Below are 17,647 nucleotides of genomic sequence, written 5' to 3' on the forward strand. Positions count from 1 at the left end.
CAGTCTTAAAAAAATTTTAATTAAGGATTTAAGAATGCCTGTAATAAGTTTTGATGATGGCAGTCAGCAGGTATATGCACATTCTGTTTTATTGACAGATATTATAAAAAATATTAAACCTAGTATAAGACAAACATTAATTTCTGTTGCGGTTAATGATCGATTTTCTAATATTGATGCTGTAATAAAAAAAGATTCTAAAATATCATTTTTTTATAAACAAGATGATGATACGGTATTAAATATTATTCGATATTCTTGTGCGCAAATTTTAGGTTATGCACTAAAATTGACATGGCCACTTTCTAAAATTGGAAAACATGATATTACTTCAAATGGTTTTTATTGTGATGTAGATATAGAAAATAATATATCAGAAAAAGATCTTTTATTATTAAACAATTGTATGCAAAATATTATCAAAAAACAATATAATGTTTTAATCAAAAAATTTTCTTTTCAAGAGGCAAAAGATATTTTTTTAGAGCGATCTGAACATTATAAAGCATCATTAATTAACGAAATAATAGATAAAAAAGAAAATATTTTCTTATATTATCATGAGCAACATATCGATTTTGATATAGGTATGCAAGTTTTTAACGTAAAATTTTGTAAGTATTTTAAATTACAAAATGTTTCAGGTGCATATTGGAAAAATAATAAAAAAAATAAGATGTTGCAACGTATTTATGGTACTGCTTGGTGTGATCAAGATCAGATAGATAAATATTTAAATTATATAGAAGAATTAGATAAAAGAGATCATCGCAGAATTGGAAAATTTTTAAAATTATATCATATTCATGAAGCATCACCAGGTATGATTTTTTGGCATAATAATGGTTGGATTATTTTTAATGAGTTAGAACTTTTTGTGCGTAATAAATTAAAAAAATATCAATATCAAGAAGTAAAAACACCATTATTAATGGATAAATCAATATGGAAAGAAAGTGGACACTGGGATAATTATAAAGATTCAATATTTACTACTTTATCCGAAAATCGTGAGTATTGTATTAAGCCCATGAATTGTCCTGGACATGTGCAAATTTTTAATGTTGGTATAAAGTCATATCGGGATTTACCAATTCGTATGGCAGAGTTTGGAAGCTGTCATCGTAACGAATCGTCCGGTTCTTTGCATGGTCTTATGCGTGTTCGTAATTTTACTCAAGATGATGCTCATATATTTTGTACTACAGAACAAGTGCGTTCTGAAATACATAATTGTATTACAATGATATATGATTTTTATGATGTTTTTAATTTTAAGAATATTTTAGTTAAATTATCTACTCGACCTAAAAAGCGTATTGGTCATGATAGAATTTGGGATAAAACAGAAAAGGATTTATCCGATGCGTTATTAGAAAGTAACTTATCATTTGAGTATCAGATTGGTGAAGGAGCTTTCTATGGACCAAAAATTGAATTTATTTTACAAGATTCTTTAAATCGTCATTGGCAATGTGGAACTATTCAACTAGATTTTTATTTGCCTTCTCGTTTAAATGCAGTTTATATTGATGAAAATAATCAGCGAAAATTTCCTGTAATGATTCATCGCGCGATACTAGGTTCTATTGAAAGGTTTATTGGTATATTAATTGAAGAAAGTTCGGGTCATTTGCCTGTTTGGTTATCTCCCGTACAAGTAATAGTGGTTAGTATTTCGTATAATCATGTTGCCTATGTTCAATATATTATGAAAAAGTTATCTAATTTTAATTTTCGTGTAACATGCGATATAAGACAAGAAAAAATTGGTTTTAAAATTCGAGAGCATATATTATATCGTGTGCCGTACATTATTATTTGTGGAGATAAAGAAATGATGAATGATAAAATTTCTTTACGCACAAGAAATGGATGTAATTTAAGTATGATAGATATTAACGTTTTTATTCAAAGACTACAGAAAGAAATTAGTACTCGTAGTTTTTGTCCAGTGGAGGAATAGAGTATTAAAGGTGGAAAAAGAATACAGTTAACGCGACCACATCGCATTAATAGCGAGATACGTGCCGCAAAAATTCGCCTTACAGGAGTAGACGGCGATCAAATGGGTATATATAACTTATATGAAGCATTAGAAAAATCTGAAGATTTAGGATTGGATTTAGTAGAGATTAGTCCTAATGCGGAACCTCCTGTCTGCCGTATTATGGATTATGGTAAATTTCTTTATGAAAAAAGTAAATCTTCTAAAGAACAAAAAAAGAAGCAAAAAATTGTTCAAATAAAAGAAATTAAATTTAGACCTAGTACAGACGAGGGAGATTATCAAGTTAAATTAAGAAATCTTGTTCGTTTTTTAGAAGATGGTGATAAAGTGAAGATTACTTTGCGATTTAGAGGTCGCGAAATGGCTCATCAAAAAATTGGTGTTAATGTATTAAATAGAGTAAAAAATGATTTGATAGAGCTAGCAAATATTGAATCGTTTCCATCTAAAATTGAAGGTCGTCAAATGGTCATGATTTTATCACCTAAGAAAAAATAAATATTTTTATATATTTATAACTTGATTTTTTAATAATTTTTTATAATTTTAATGAAATATTTTATGTCAAAAATAAAAACTTTAAAAAGTGCAGCAAAAAGATTTAAAAAAACTGCATCTGGTAAATTTAAACGTAAACAGGCAAATTTACGTCATATTTTAACAAAAAAAACAACATCTAAAAAACGGCATCTTCGATCAAAAATTATAGTATCTAAAAGCGATGCAGATAAAATTAAATCTTTTTTGCCTTATGTATAAATAAATTTATACTAAGATAATTATAAATAGGAAAGCATAGATGGCTCGTGTAAAACGTGGTGTAATAGCTCATGCTCGTCATAAAAAAATATTAAAACAAGCAAAAGGTTATTATGGCGCTCGTTCTCGTATTTATAGAGTTGCTTGTCAAGCAGTAATTAAAGCAGGGCAATATGCATACCGTGATAGACGTCAACGAAAAAGGCAATTTCGTCAGTTATGGATTACTCGTATAAATGCTGCAGTACGTTTAAAGGAAATTTCGTATAGTAATTTTATGTTTGGTTTAAAGAAAGCATCAATTAATATTGATCGTAAAATATTATCCGATATGGCGATATTTGATGCATTGTCATTTAATGCCTTAGTTCATCAAGCTAAGCAAGCTTTATCTTAAATATTAAAATTAAGAGGGGAAAATTATTATCCCCTCATTATTAAAGGAAGTATATAGAAAAGTATATTTTTTTATTATTTATTTTAAAAAATAGAATAAGCTTCCATGATGGAAGCTTTTTTTATGAGAGTAAAATATTTTATATTGATAATCATTTTAAAAAGAGAATGTTTATGCTTAATAAATTATTTCAAAAAATACAAATAGATATAAAATCTTCAAAAAATATAGAATGTTTAGAAACTCTGAGAATAAAATATTTAGGAAAAAAGGGTATAATAGCCAATTATATGCAAAAATTACAATTATTATCTCTTCATGATAAGAAAAAAAATAGCATTATAATTAATGAAATAAAAAAAAAAATAATAATAGAAATTGAAAAAAAAAATATATTCTTAAAAGAGAAATTATTACAAGAACGTATTAAAAATGAAAAAATTGATATTTCATTACCTGGTCGTCGTATGCACAATGGTTCTTTACATCCTATTACTCATACAATTAATGATATAAAAAATTTTTTTTATGAATTAGGCTTTAAAATAAAACATGGACCAGAAATAGAAGATGAATATCATAATTTTGATGCTTTAAATATTGATAAAAATCATCCGACTCGTGATAGTCAAGATACTTTTTGGTTTGATTCTAATCGATTATTAAGAACACAAACTTCTAGTATGCAGATTAGAATTATGAAAAAGGATAAATTACCAATTCGTTTATTAGTACCTGGAAAAGTATACCGAAACGATTGTGATGCCACTCATACTCCGATGTTTCATCAGGTTGAGGGGTTGATAGTTGATAAAAATATAAGTTTTTCTAATTTAAAATGGATTATATATAATTTTTTATATTCTTTTTTTAGTACTAGCGTATCCATTAGATTTCGACCTTCTTATTTTCCTTTTACAGTACTTTCAGCTGAAGTTGATATTATCAATAAAAAAGGTCAAGCATTAGAAATATTAGGGTGTGGAATAGTACATCCTAAAGTATTAAAAAATGTTAACATTGATACTAATATATATTCTGCTTGCGCTTTTGGTATAGGTATTGAGAGAATAGCAATGTTACGTTATGGCATTTTGGATATCAGATCTTTTTTTGAAAATGATTTACGTTTTCTTATGCAATTTAAAAATATATAGTGAGATAAAATGAAATTTAATGAAACATGGTTACGTGAATGGGTAAATCCAGTTGTCAGTAGTGATATTTTATGTCAACAAATAATTAATTCTGGTATAGAAATAGAGTTATTAAATGTATTTAATCCGTTATGTACCGGTGTTATAGTAGGAGAAATTATAGATTGTATAAAACATAAAAAGCATAAGCAATGTAAAATAGTTAAAGTTAATATTGGAAAGGAAAAGTTATTAAATATTGTTTGTCGTGCATCTAATTGCAGAAGTGGTATTAAAGTGGTAGTAGCGACTATTGGAGCTGTATTACCTAATAAAGTAGTTATTGATACACGCATAGTGCAAGGCGAAATATCGGAAGGAATGTTGTGTTCTTTTGCAGAAATAGGACTTTTTGAAAGTAATGATATTATTGAAGTGGATGTAAAAGAACCAATAGGCAAAAATATTAGCGAGATATTCTTACTAAAAGATAAAATCTTTAAAGTAACCACTACACCTAATCGTCCTGATGGGTTAAGTATTTTAGGTTTAGCACGTAATATAGCTGCTACCAATAATCTTGTATTACCAATATTGTCATACAAAAAAAATGATATAAAAATTAACAGAAAAATTTTTATTGATATTCACTCTAATAAAGAGTGCACTTATTTTGCAGGTCGTTTGATAAATAATATACAAGTAAATGTTAATACACCTTTGTGGATGAAAAAAAAATTATTTTTTTGTGATATGCTATCTAATGATGTTATTACAAATATTACTAATTATGTTTTAATGGAAATTGGACAACCTCTTCATATTCTTGATGCAGATCAAATAAATGACGCTATTATTGTACGTATGGCGAGAGAAAACGAAAAAATAATTTTAAAAAACAATAATATAGTTTATCTTGACAAAAAAATCTTAGTGATTTCTGATAATCAAAAAATACTATCTATTCCTGGTAATATAAATTCTGATATCGTTGATATAAAAAATAGTACTAAGAGTGTATTTTTAGGAAATGCCTTATTGAATAAAAGATCGATATTAAGTATTATGAAAAAATTTCCTTCTAATAAGATATTAGAATATTATCGCTATGGAATAGATGAAAAATTACAAAATTATGCTATTGAATATGCTACGGATTTAATTTTAAAAATTTGCGGTGGAGTGTCTGGTGCGATTACAAAAAAAACATCATGTTTTAAAATTGATATTCATAAAAATATTTTATTACATCATAATAATATAAATAAAGTTATTGGTGTTTTTATTGATGTAAATACTATTTCACATATTTTGAAAAGATTAGATTATACATTTATTTTTAAAAGAGAATATTGGGATGTGATTCCGCCTAGTTGGAGATTTGATATCATTATCGAAGAAGATGTTATCGGTGATATACTGCGTATATATGGATATGAAAATATTTTCCCAGTATCTTTAAAAAAAATATTTATTGTTCACAAAAAATATAAGTTAAAAGATTTTTTATTAGATAAGGCGAAGATATTATTAACAAATAAAGGTTATTTTGAAACAATCACTTATTCTTTTATTGATCCCAAAAGACATAATATATTTTTTCCTCATCAGTCTAAATTATTAATATCAAATCCCATATCTAAAGATATGTCATGTATGCGTACGTCTTTATGGCCCGGGCTTCTACAAGCAGTATCTTATAATAAAAATCGTCAAAATCATAGTATTAAATTTTTTGAAAGTGGTTTATGTTTTCTTCCTGACAAAGATGCGATGCTTGGAGTAAAACAAGAGTTTTTTTTAGGAGGTATTATTAGTGGTACATATATGCTAGAAAACTGGCATTCTTTAATAAGAAAAGTAGATTTTTATGATTTAAAGGGTGATTTAGAATGTTTATTAGAATCTATATGCGGATTAAATAATATAGAGTTTAGAAAAAAACCTATATTAGGTTTGCATCCGAAACAAAGTGCAGCTATTTATTTAAATAATCACTATATAGGAAAAATTGGCGCAATACATCCTCGGTTAGAAGAGTTATTTAATTTTCATGATAATATTTTTGTTTTTGAAATTTTATTTAATAAAATTACAAATTTTCCACCAGTAAAGATAAAAAAAATTTCTAAATTTCCTTCTAGTCGACGTGACATTTCTTTTTTGATATCTAAAGATATTGAAATGATTAATGTTATTGAAGAATGTAAAAATTTTTTCAAAAAGGGCATAGTAGAAATTAATTTATTTGATATATACTTTTGCAAAAAAATTAGCATGACTCAGAAAAGTGTTGGTATTAGTTTTGTTTTTCAAAGTGATAATAAAACACTTCATGAAAATATGATTAATATCATGCTTGAAAGTTGTATAATATCATTAAATAAAAAGTTTCAAATTATTTTAAGGAAGTAAATTTATGGTGCTTACAAAATCTAAAATTTTAGAAAACTTATTTGAAAAATTGCAATTAACTAAAAATGACATAAAAAAATGTTTAGATTTTTTTTTTACAGAAATAAAAATAACTTTAGCAAGAGGTGAAGACGTACAATTGTATGGATTTGGACATTTTAAATTAAAAGATAAATCAGAACGTCCAGGTAGAAATCCAAAAACTGGAAAAATAATTTCTATTGCGGCAAGACGTGTAGTTATATTTAAACCAGGTCAAAAATTAAAAGATAGTATTGTATACTATGATATAAAAAATAATTATTTAAAATAAAACACTTATAGACAATGGAATATAAATGAATTTTAAAATTATAAAAGAAGATAATCAAGCTAGATATGGTGTTTTTGTTTTTAATAATGAAATTATTGAAACTCCTATTTTTATGCCAGTAGGCACTTATGGAACTGTAAAAAGTATTAGTGTGGAAGAGTTAAAAGATATTGGTAGTAAAATTATTTTAAGTAATGCTTTTCATTTATATTTCCGACCAGGTCAAAAAATAATAAAATTACATGGTAATTTACATAATTTTATTAATTGGTCCGGTCCAATTCTTACTGATTCTGGAGGATTTCAAGTTTTTAGTCTTTCAAAATTTTGTAAAATTAATGATGAAGGTATATTATTTAAAAATTATATTAATGGTCAAAAATGTTTTTTTACTCCCGAGTTATCTATGCAAATACAAACAGATTTAGATTCAAATATTGTTATGGTATTTGATGAGTGTATTGCTTACACAAAGAAATGGGATATTACTCAGCATGCTATGGAAAGATCATTAAAATGGGCAAAAAAAAGCCGTATTTTTTTTGATGCAAAAAAAAATAAGAATTTATTATTTGGTATTATTCATGGAGGTATTCACAAACATTTACGTGATATTTCTATTAAAGCATTAATCAATATAGGATTTGACGGATATGCTGTAGGGGGTTTAGCTGTAGGAGAATCAAAGAAAGAACTTTATAGTATTTTAGATCATGTATGTCCGCAAATACCAAAAAATAAACCAAGGTACTTAATGGGCGTAGGAAAACCGGAGGATTTGATCGAATCAGTAAAAAGAGGTATAGACATGTTTGATTGTGTGATCCCTACTCGCAATGCTAGAAATGGATACTTATTTGTTACTAATGGTATTATTAAAATTAGGAATTCAAAATATAAGAATGATTTATCACCTTTAGATAAAAAATGTTTTTGTTATACTTGTAAAAATTATAGCCGTTCTTATTTACATCATCTTGATTCTTGTAATGAAATGCTGGGTTCTCGTTTAAATACAATTCATAATTTATATTATTATCATACATTAATGTTTAATATTAGGAATGCAATAAAAAAAAATATATTTAATGAATTTATAAAAAATTTTTATTCTCAAAAAAAAAATATGTCTATATAAAATAATAAAATTATAAATTTATACATAAATATATATAAATTTTTTTGAATATATTTATGTTGAATACTAAACCTTTAAATTTATTCAAATATATAATAATTTTTTATTATGAATAATGTTTATATTATATTAATATAAATACGTAAAATTAGCGATTTTAAAACACATATTTTTTATTAAATTTAATAAATTTAATCTATTTATACGTATTTTATAATCAGAATGTAAAATTTTTATAGTGTCTAAAAAGTTATGTATATACAATTCTAATTCGCATACTTTAAGTAATATTTCTTGATATTTATAAGATTTTGCAAGATGTTGAAAATGTTCAGAGTAATTAATTATTTTTTCAAATAATATTTTTTCTGTTTTTTCTTGGAAAATAGAAATATTTATATTGTCCGTGATATTTTCATTATTTTTTTCCAAAATATTAGAAATTCTTTTCATAGATAATAGAATATTTTTAGAAGAATTTAATTTTTTAAAGTAATCTATAGCTTGTATTCTATTGTGCACATCTATAGGAATAGTTAATTTATACGATAATACTGATTTAATTACTTGAATACTATATCCTTTTTCTTGATACCAATTGAATAATCTTATCATAAAAAAATTTAAAATATCATCATATATTGTCATATAATGATTTTTTTTTTCATATAGTTTGACACTGTGATGAATTAAATTTTTTAAATCTAATGGTATTTTATTATGTATAATGATACGTATTATACCTATAGCCAATCTTCTTAATCCGTACGGATCCTTATCTGATGTAGGAATTTTTTTGATTATAAACATACCTGATAAAGTATCTATTTTATCAGCAATTGAAAGAGAACATCCTATATTTGTCAATGGTAAATTATCACCGGAAAAAGAAGGTAAATATTGTTCTTTAATAGCAAGTGCAATATCTTTTTTTTCTCCATTTTCTAATGCATAATACATTCCTATCGTACCTTTTAGTTCTTTAAATTCACTTACCATATTAGTCAGTAAATCACATTTAGATAATGTAGCTGCACGAAAAGAATCATTTATATTGGCCTTATTATAAGGCGAAATCCATTGCACTAATAGTTGTAAGCGAATAGTTTTATCATATAATGTTCCAAGATTATTTTGAAAAATTACTTTTTTGAGTAAATTAAGATATTCTATTAATTTTGTTTTTTTATCTTTTTTAAAAAAAAATTCAGTATCTTCTAAACGTGCATGCATCACTTTTTCATTACCAGAAACAATATTTGATGATGTTTGGCTGTAAGTATTAGAAACTAATACAAAATACGGCATAATTTTTTTTTGTATATTATATACTGGAAAACATTTTTGATAATATTCTATAGTGTATACTAATATTTTTGTAGGTATTGTAAGAAATTTTTTTTGAAAACTTCCTAGAAAAATAGTTGGAGATTCGACTAGTGAAGTGACTTCATTTATTAATAATGTATTAATTTTTATTAGACCATTAACTGTGCATGCTATTTTTTGAATGTTTTTTTGAATAAATTTTTTTCTTTCTTGATAATTAGCTATAATGTTATACGTATTAAATAATATTGCTGGATATTGTTTAGCATTTTGAATTCGTATTTTTTTTTCTTTGTCACAAATATGATTATAAATATAATTGCTAGAATTTAATCCATATATTTTTCCTGGTAATATTTTGTCATCTAATAATAAAACAATATTTCGAATAGGTCTACAAAACTTAGAAATATTATCCTTCCATCTCATAGTATGTGTAATAGAAACATTTTTCAGTGATTTTTCTATGATATCAGGCAATAATAGTGTAGTAGATTTTTGTTTTTTTTTGATTTGATATATCAGCCACTCACCTTTTTCATTTTTTAATCTATGAGCTTGGTTAATATTAATATTACAATTCTCCGCCCATCGACGTGCAGCTTGTGTTGGGAATCCATTTTTATCGAAAGATTTATATACTGAAGGACCTCTCTTATTAATTAAGGTTATTTTTTCTGAAACATCAATATTTTTTATTTTTATTGACAACCTTCTTGGGGTAGCAAACCATTCTGCTTTTTCATATAAAATATTATATTCATGTAGTTCATGAATTATGTTTTGATAAAAAGCACAGGCTATGTCATGTAAAATTTTTGCAGGAAGTTCTTCAATACCAATTTCTGTTAAAAAGATGTTTTTTGTCATTTCATTCTCTATTTTTTTTATGACATAATGGAAAATTTATTTTTTCTCTTATATTGAGATATTTTTTTGCTACCTCTGTTGTTAATGATCGAATTCTTAAAATATAATTTTGACGTTCATTAATAGATATTAATTTACGTGCATCTAATAAGTTAAAAATATGATTGGATTGTATTATTTTTTCATATGCTACTAATAATAACGGTGTATTTAATTGTAATAAACGCTGTGCTTCTAGTAAGTATTTTTCAAAACTGTCTAGTAAAAAAGAAGTATTGGAGTATTGAAAATTATACTGAGATTGTTCAATTTCGTTTTCATAAAAAATATCACCATAAGTAATGGTATTATTTTTTGTTTTATCCCAAATAATATCATATACATTAGATTTATTTTGCATATGCATAGCAATTCTTTCAAGCCCATATGTGATTTCTACAGTCACTGGTGAGCATTCTAAACCACCTACTTGCTGAAAATAAGTAAATTGAGTAATTTCCATTCCATTCAACCATATCTCCCATCCAATCCCCCAAGCTCCTAATGTTGGATTTTCCCAATTATCTTCTACAAAACGTATATCGTTATTTTTATTATTAATATTCAATAAATTTAGTGATTCTAAATATAAATTTTGAATATTTTCTGGTGGTGGTTTGATAATAACTTGTAGTTGATAGTAATGTTGCAATCGATTAGGATTTTGTCCATATCTTCCATCAGTAGGACGCCGACATGACTGTGTATATACAGCTTTAATTGGCTCGGGACCAATAGTGCCCAAGAAAGTTTTATTATGAAATGTACCAGCACCTACTGGTAAATCTATTGGTTGAAATACAGTACATTCTTTTTTAGCCCAATATTTTTGTAATTTTAAAATTATATTACAAAAAGTATTGTGATAAATTTTTTTCATGATTAGACTCATTTTATTAAACTAATATCGATTTTGTAATTAGAAATTATTATGATATTAATTATGAATTAAATTTTTTATTTTTTATTTTGCATATAAAATTATAAATATATAAAAATTTTTATTTTAAAATTAAATAAAATCTATTTTATTTTCAAAAATATTGTTATGAAATTACATCTAAAAAATTTATGTATATATTAAAATAAATATCATTTTTATCTGAAAAGATCAAAATATTTTTTTAAAATAATCTATTTAAAAACAATTTTTTTTGAATATAATGTATCTATATTATTTTATGGTTAAATTTTTATACTAATAATTAGGATTTATAAAAATTTTAGAATATTTTATGCATAAAAATATCATAAAAAATTATAATTTTAGTATTATATTTTTATTTAATAAAAAAATACAATATTTTTAAAAATCTTATTCTATTTTTTTAAATATTTTTTATAAGAATACGTCTAATTTAATGTTACTCTATAAATTATATAAAAATTTTTATTAATTTTATATCTTAATTACATTAATAGTTTATAAAAATATGTAAAATATATGATAATTTCTTAATAAAAAATGTTCGAAGGGAAAATACTATATGAAATATATCGGCGCTCATGTAAGTTCATCTGGTGGTGTAGATAAAGCGGTATCGCGTGCTTTTCAAATTACTGGTACTGCTTTTTCTTTTTTTACTCATAACCAACGAACATGGCATGCCGCTGCGTTACATCCTCAATCTATAGAAAATTTTAAAAAGAATTGCATAAAATATAATTTTCAACCTCATCAAATTTTACCACATGGTAGTTATTTAATTAATTTAGGACATCCTGTAGATCATTTATTAACTAAATCGCGCATGTCTTTTAGAGATGAAATAAATCGTTGTAGTCAATTGGGTTTAATGTTTTTGAATTTTCATCCAGGTAGTCATTTACATATGATCAGTGAGAAAACGTGTTTAAATCGTATTTCGGACTCTATTAATCTTGTTTTAAAAAATACCGACAATGTTATTGCTGTAATAGAAAATACTGCTGGACAGGGTACTAATGTTGGGTATTGTTTTGAACATTTATCGCATATTATTAATAAAATTAATGATCATTCTAGAATTGGAATATGTCTTGATACTTGTCATTTATTTGCTGCAGGATATGATTTAAGAACAGAAGAAGACTGTGAGAATACGTTTAAAAAATTTGATAATATTATTGGTTTTAAATATTTAAAAGGTTTACATTTAAATGATTCTAAAAAAGAATTTAAGAGTCGAGTTGATCGTCATGAAAATTTAGGAATTGGTAAAATTGGTACATCGGCTTTTAAGTGGATAATACAAAATAAAATTTTCTATGATATTCCCATGATATTAGAAACAAAAAATTCTAAAATATGGGAAGATGAAATTTTCTGGTTAAGATCACAAAAATAGTAATACAATTATTTTATCAGAAGGAATATATTATGTTAACGATTTATGCAACACATAAAAAAGAAAATGGTAAAAGCATTAGCAGACGGCTACGCACAAATAATAAATTTCCTGGTATTTTGTATGGTCTAAACAAATGTTCTGTTGCGCTTGAATTAGATCATAATAGTGTATTTAATTTACAAAAAAAAATAGAATTTTTTAAAGAAAATTTATTTTTAATCATTGATCATCATAAAAACATCGTTAAAGTGCAGGCTATTCAGCGTCATGCATTCAAATCACGATTATTGCACATTGATTTTATGTACGTTTAAATATTAATATTTTATAGTTTTAAGATGCGCATAAAAAGATCTTTAAAAACAAACATTGCAGGATGAAATTGCATAGCTATTAAGCTGGTTAATCCAAATGATAATATTATAATAGATATCCATCCTAATTTTTTCTTTGTAAAAAAAGAAGTTGTATTATCTTTGCTTGCTTTCCACCATTTTGATGTTAACCATATGCCCAACCATATAGTAAGTGAAATAATCAATAAAAACCATTTAAAATAATCGTTTTGAGGGTTATCTGGTATGTTAATCGCTATACCCGTAACAATGCCTGGAAAAAAATATATAGGAGGCCATAATATACAGCCAATAATATTGGGTGATATAAATTTTTTTAAAGGAAGCTTTAACATACCCGCAACCATTGGAATTAGGGGTCTAGTTGGCCCCACAAAACGACCAATTAGAATTGTGATCAAACTATGTTTGCTTAATATATGTTTTGTTTTATCAAGTAATATTTGATGTTTTTTTAAAAACTTTAAGTTATGTAACCAGTCTTTAAAATATAAACCAAGATAATATGAAACCCAATCTCCTAATAAGCATCCTACTGTACCGGCCATCCAAGCTGGATAAAAAGATAATTTAGCATCTCCTATTAATGTACCTAATGTGGTCATAAACACTACACCTGGTAGTAATAATCCCACTAGAGCAAGCGATTCTAAAAAAGATACTAGGCCTACTATAAATAAAGAGCAAGTAAACGAATATGTTACTAAAGAAGTCAGCCAGGAGTCCATAACGTCTCATTATATTTAAAATTAAATTTTTTATGTAATTTTTATATTTATTATGAATGATTTACAAAAATATATTATACTCTATATAATTTTTAAAATAACCTCAAGAAAAATTTTTTAATTTTATTTTATAAAAATATTTAATTGATACTTAGAATATTAATCAGTAATGTATACAATAATAGTTTTATAAAAATTACATGTACAAAAGAAGATTGATAATGAAAATATGGATTTTTTTAATACTTGCTATTTTTTTAAATATTTATTCTATTTCTGTATATGCTATAGTTACAGATAAGATTGTTGCTATTGTTAATAATAGAATTATATTGAACAGCGACATAAAAAAATTTCTTTTTTTTCTCCAACAACAAAAAGAAAATAGTACTGATTTTTTTAAAGAAAATATTTTAAGAGAAAAAGTGATCCGAAAATTAATTTTAGAAAATATTTTATTAGATAAAGCAGAGGATTTAAATATTACCGTTACTGATGCCCAAGTGGATCAAGTAATAGAAAATATTGCTTTGCAAAAGAAAATCAGTTTAATAGAATTAAAAAATAACATCTTATTTACTAATAAAAATAGTTTTTTTAAATATGACGATTATCGTAATAATATTAAAAAAGCATTAATCATTCAAATTCTTCAAGAAAATGAGTTATATAAAAATATTAATATTACAGAAAAAGACATAAATCATTTTTTTTCGTATTTTCTTGAGGAGCAAAATAAGCACAAAAAAATAAATGTAAGTTATATATTTATACCATTTTTGGATAAAAATATTAAAAATAATGTATATAATACTCAATTTTTATCTGAAAGTATAATAAAAAAAATTAATAATGGTTATAGATATGAAGATTTATATAGAAAATGTATAAAAAATAATAATTTTTTTTTAGCAAGAAATTTATCATGGATTAGTTTTTTTGATTTACAAAAAAAATTTTCAAATTCTTTAAATATAATAAAAAAAGGTGATATATTAGGTCCTTTTTTAGAAAAAAATGGATTTTATATATTAAAAATTCATGATATTGAAACTCCCAAAAAAAATATTATAACAGAATGTCATTTACAACAATTTTTTATGCCATTTTCACCTATTATAAAAAATGAAATTATTAAAAAAAATATTTTTCATATATATAAAAAATTAAAAAAAGGAATATATAACTTTAATTATGTTGTAAAAAATTTTTCTAATCATAAAAATATATCTAATAAAAAAGGTGATCTCGGTTGGATATTATATGATGCACTCGATAACAATGTTAAGAAAATTGTAATTCATTTAAAAAACAATAAAATTACCTCACCTATTCAATCTAATATCGGTTGGCATATTTTTAAAAAATTAAATGAACGCAAAGTCAATACATGCTATTTAATAGAAAAAAATAAAGCTTATAATATCTTATTGAAATATAAAATTACTACCGCAAGAGAACAATGGATTAAGGAACTGGTGCGATTATCATATGTATCGATAATACAATAACGGCAAACATTTCTATATCTTTCAAAAAATATTTTTTTAATATAGTTATTTTTGTATGATGTGTCTATTTGAATAAAATGATTATAAATACATGAGTAAAAACAGATATAAGAATTGTTTACCTTTAAAAAAATTTGGTCAAAATTTTCTTATTGATAAAACTATCATAAATAAGATTATAAAATTTCTTGATCCCCAAAAAAATGAATTGCTAGTAGAAATTGGGCCTGGATTAGCCGCATTGACAAAGCCTATATGTCAAATAGTAGATTCTTTAATTGTTATTGAAATAGATGCGCATTTATTAAAATTATTAAATGGTTCTGAATTTTTAAAAAAATTAATTATCTTTAATCAGGATGCATTAAATTTTAATTATTTTAAGTTATTTAATAAAGAAAAAAGATTAATGCGAATTTTTGGCAATTTGCCTTATAATATTTCTATATCTTTAATTATTAATTTATTTAATTATATAAATAATATTAAAGATATGAATTTTATGATTCAAAAAGAAGTAGCGCAGCGTTTGATAGCAATTCCAGGAAGTAAAAAATATGGTCGTTTGAGTATATTGGCACAGTATTATTGTAATATAGAAATGATTTTTCAAGTTTTACCAAAATCATTTTTTCCTATTCCCAAAGTGCATTCCGTATTTATTAACTTGATGCCTCGTAAGAATTATACTATTTATGTACAGGACATAAATATGTTAAGTAATCTTACAAGAATAGCTTTTCAGAAAAGAAGAAAAATGTTGCGTCATAGTTTAAAAAGTGTATTTTCCTTAAAAAGATTGATAAAGTTAGGTATTGATCCAACATCAAGAGCGGAAAATATATCAGTAGTACAATATTGCCAAATGGCTAATTACTTGTCTAGTAAAAAATCTTAGAAGATTTTTAAAAATTTTTTATTTTAAATTAAATGTAAAAATATGAGCACGTATTTTATTGGTGATATTCATGGTTGTTATACACAACTTATGCTTCTTTTAAAGAAAGCGAATTTTAATGCAAAAAAAGATTATTTATGGATTGCTGGAGATTTAGTTGCTAGAGGTCCGGATTCTATCAAAGTATTACGTTATTTATATTCATTGCAAGATCATGCTAAAATAGTATTGGGTAATCATGATTTAAATTTAATTTCAGTATTTTTTGGTAAAAGACAAAATAAAAAGGAAAATGCATTTAATGATTTTTTTTTCTCAAAGGATAGCGAGATGTTAATGCATTGGTTACGTCATCAACCACTTTTACAAATTGATGAAGATCGAAAAATTATTATGTCACATGCCGGCATTAGTCCGTATTGGGATGTAAGTACAGCGAAATCTTGTGCTAAAGGTATTGAAGAGTGTTTATCTAGTCAAGATTATATAGTTTTTTTAGAATCCATGTATAATAACAATGTCATGCATTGGCAATTAAACTTAACACCATTAGAAAAATTGCAATATAGTATTAATGTTTTGACACGGATGAGGTATTGTTATCCCAACGGACAGCTAGATCTTACTTGCAAAGAGATTCCATGTTTTGCAAAAAAACCTTTACAACCATGGTTTTTAATGAAAAAAAAAATATCTAAAGAATATTCTATATTCTTTGGGCATTGGTCTTCATTAAAGAATACTCGTGTTTTGCATCCTTTTTATCCTTTAGATTATGGTTGTTGTTGGGGTGGGGAATTGGCTATGATAAGATGGGAAGATAAAAAATATTTTTTTCAATCTAATAAAAAATAATACTTGATTTAAAAGTATTATTTTTATTTTTTTAAAAAAATTTATCTTGATAAAATTTCAAAATAGTAATTATAAGGATTTTTTTTATTTTTAGAAAAATGTTGTTGAAATAATATTTTCCAATATGAACATAATTTATATTGAGGAAAATATGTATCACCAATAATATCTATATCTATATGAGTTAAATATAATTTATTTGCATAAAATAACATTTGTTGAAATATTTGTTGACCACCAATTACCATTATCTCTTTATTTAATTCTGCAGACAGAATAGCATTAGATATAGAATTTGCCCATATTATTCCTTTGTGTTGAATTTTTTGATGACTAAGAACTATGTTCTTTCGCATTAAAAGTGGTTTTCCAATGGATTTCCAGGTATTATGACCCATAATAATGCTTTTATATATTGTATGTCGTTTAAACCATTGTAAATCTGTTGGGATATGCCAAGGAATTATATTTTTATTTCCTATTACACGATTATTAGTAATAGCCGCAATCAAGCTAATGTTCATTTTATATAAAATATTCTTATGAATTGCTGTTTAATATA

General features: G+C 24.7%; 17 protein-coding genes. 13 read left to right on the forward strand and 4 right to left on the reverse strand.

The genetic code is table 11. From position 1 onward, the window contains the following. Positions 1–34: 34 nt before the first annotated feature. The 8 genes from thrS (at position 35) to tgt (ending at position 8,169) form a co-directional block, all read left to right on the forward strand. Positions 35–1,966, forward strand: coding sequence for a threonine--tRNA ligase (gene thrS / locus AB4W59_RS00580; protein WP_367673202.1), 1,932 nt, complete (start codon positions 35–37; stop codon positions 1,964–1,966). 3 nt (positions 1,967–1,969) lie between these two features. Further along, positions 1,970–2,509, forward strand: coding sequence for a translation initiation factor IF-3 (infC, locus tag AB4W59_RS00585; protein ID WP_367673329.1), 540 nt, complete (start codon positions 1,970–1,972; stop codon positions 2,507–2,509). 63 nt (positions 2,510–2,572) lie between these two features. Beyond that, entirely contained in the window at positions 2,573–2,770 is a 198-nt protein-coding gene (gene rpmI / locus AB4W59_RS00590; RefSeq protein WP_367673203.1) for a 50S ribosomal protein L35, read from the forward strand. 40 nt (positions 2,771–2,810) lie between these two features. Next, a complete protein-coding gene (gene rplT / locus AB4W59_RS00595) occupies positions 2,811–3,167 on the forward strand; it encodes a 50S ribosomal protein L20 (protein ID WP_367673204.1) in 357 nt (118 codons plus the stop codon). Positions 3,168–3,334: 167 nt separating this feature from the next. Further along, a complete protein-coding gene (pheS, locus tag AB4W59_RS00600; RefSeq protein ID WP_367673205.1) occupies positions 3,335–4,324 on the forward strand; it encodes a phenylalanine--tRNA ligase subunit alpha in 990 nt (329 codons plus the stop codon). Positions 4,325–4,333: 9 nt separating this feature from the next. Next, a complete protein-coding gene (gene pheT, locus AB4W59_RS00605; RefSeq protein WP_367673206.1) occupies positions 4,334–6,718 on the forward strand; it encodes a phenylalanine--tRNA ligase subunit beta in 2,385 nt (794 codons plus the stop codon). A gap of 4 nt (positions 6,719–6,722) precedes the next feature. Beyond that, entirely contained in the window at positions 6,723–7,031 is a 309-nt protein-coding gene (locus AB4W59_RS00610) for an integration host factor subunit alpha (RefSeq protein WP_367673207.1), read from the forward strand. Between the two features lie 25 nt (positions 7,032–7,056). Beyond that, entirely contained in the window at positions 7,057–8,169 is a 1,113-nt protein-coding gene (gene tgt, locus AB4W59_RS00615; protein WP_367673208.1) for a tRNA guanosine(34) transglycosylase Tgt, read from the forward strand. A 129-nt stretch (positions 8,170–8,298) separates the two neighbouring features. Here the strand turns inward: tgt and glyS are convergent, their stop codons facing one another. Further along, positions 8,299–10,368: a glycine--tRNA ligase subunit beta gene (gene glyS, locus AB4W59_RS00620; protein WP_367673209.1), complete on the reverse strand. Its 2,070-nt coding sequence runs from the start codon at positions 10,366–10,368 to the stop codon at positions 8,299–8,301. Between the two features lies 1 nt (position 10,369). Beyond that, a complete protein-coding gene (gene glyQ, locus AB4W59_RS00625; RefSeq protein ID WP_367673210.1) occupies positions 10,370–11,287 on the reverse strand; it encodes a glycine--tRNA ligase subunit alpha in 918 nt (305 codons plus the stop codon). Positions 11,288–11,894: 607 nt separating this feature from the next. Between glyQ and nfo the strand changes: the two genes are divergently transcribed. Beyond that, the gene (gene nfo, locus AB4W59_RS00630) at positions 11,895–12,734 is read left to right on the forward strand and encodes a deoxyribonuclease IV (RefSeq protein ID WP_367673211.1); all 840 of its coding nucleotides are present in this window, start codon (positions 11,895–11,897) and stop codon (positions 12,732–12,734) included. A gap of 32 nt (positions 12,735–12,766) precedes the next feature. After that, on the forward strand, positions 12,767–13,051 hold the full coding sequence (rplY, locus tag AB4W59_RS00635) for a 50S ribosomal protein L25 (protein ID WP_367673212.1): 285 nt from the start codon (positions 12,767–12,769) through the stop codon (positions 13,049–13,051). Positions 13,052–13,062: 11 nt separating this feature from the next. On the opposite strand, the gene AB4W59_RS00640 is transcribed toward rplY, so the two are convergent. Next, positions 13,063–13,821 carry a DedA family protein gene (locus tag AB4W59_RS00640; RefSeq protein ID WP_367673213.1) on the reverse strand — a complete coding sequence of 253 codons (759 nt, stop codon included), beginning with the start codon at positions 13,819–13,821 and terminating at the stop codon, positions 13,063–13,065. Between the two features lie 200 nt (positions 13,822–14,021). Here AB4W59_RS00640 and AB4W59_RS00645 point away from each other — a divergent pair, with 200 nt between their 5' ends. From AB4W59_RS00645 to apaH, 3 genes are all read left to right on the forward strand, one after another. Next, positions 14,022–15,332, forward strand: coding sequence for a peptidylprolyl isomerase (locus AB4W59_RS00645; RefSeq protein ID WP_367673214.1), 1,311 nt, complete (start codon positions 14,022–14,024; stop codon positions 15,330–15,332). A gap of 91 nt (positions 15,333–15,423) precedes the next feature. After that, positions 15,424–16,230 (forward strand): 16S rRNA (adenine(1518)-N(6)/adenine(1519)-N(6))-dimethyltransferase RsmA, encoded by an 807-nt coding sequence (rsmA, locus tag AB4W59_RS00650; protein ID WP_367673215.1) that lies wholly within the window; start codon positions 15,424–15,426, stop codon positions 16,228–16,230. Positions 16,231–16,272: 42 nt separating this feature from the next. Beyond that, a complete protein-coding gene (apaH, locus tag AB4W59_RS00655; RefSeq protein WP_367673216.1) occupies positions 16,273–17,085 on the forward strand; it encodes a bis(5'-nucleosyl)-tetraphosphatase (symmetrical) ApaH in 813 nt (270 codons plus the stop codon). Between the two features lie 41 nt (positions 17,086–17,126). Here the strand turns inward: apaH and folA are convergent, their stop codons facing one another. Next, positions 17,127–17,609: a type 3 dihydrofolate reductase gene (gene folA, locus AB4W59_RS00660; protein WP_367673217.1), complete on the reverse strand. Its 483-nt coding sequence runs from the start codon at positions 17,607–17,609 to the stop codon at positions 17,127–17,129. Between the last annotated feature and the right edge of the window lie 38 nt (positions 17,610–17,647).

This window comes from Buchnera aphidicola (Cavariella theobaldi), from assembly GCF_964059165.1.
GTDB lineage: Bacteria > Pseudomonadota > Gammaproteobacteria > Enterobacterales > Enterobacteriaceae > Buchnera > Buchnera aphidicola_BO.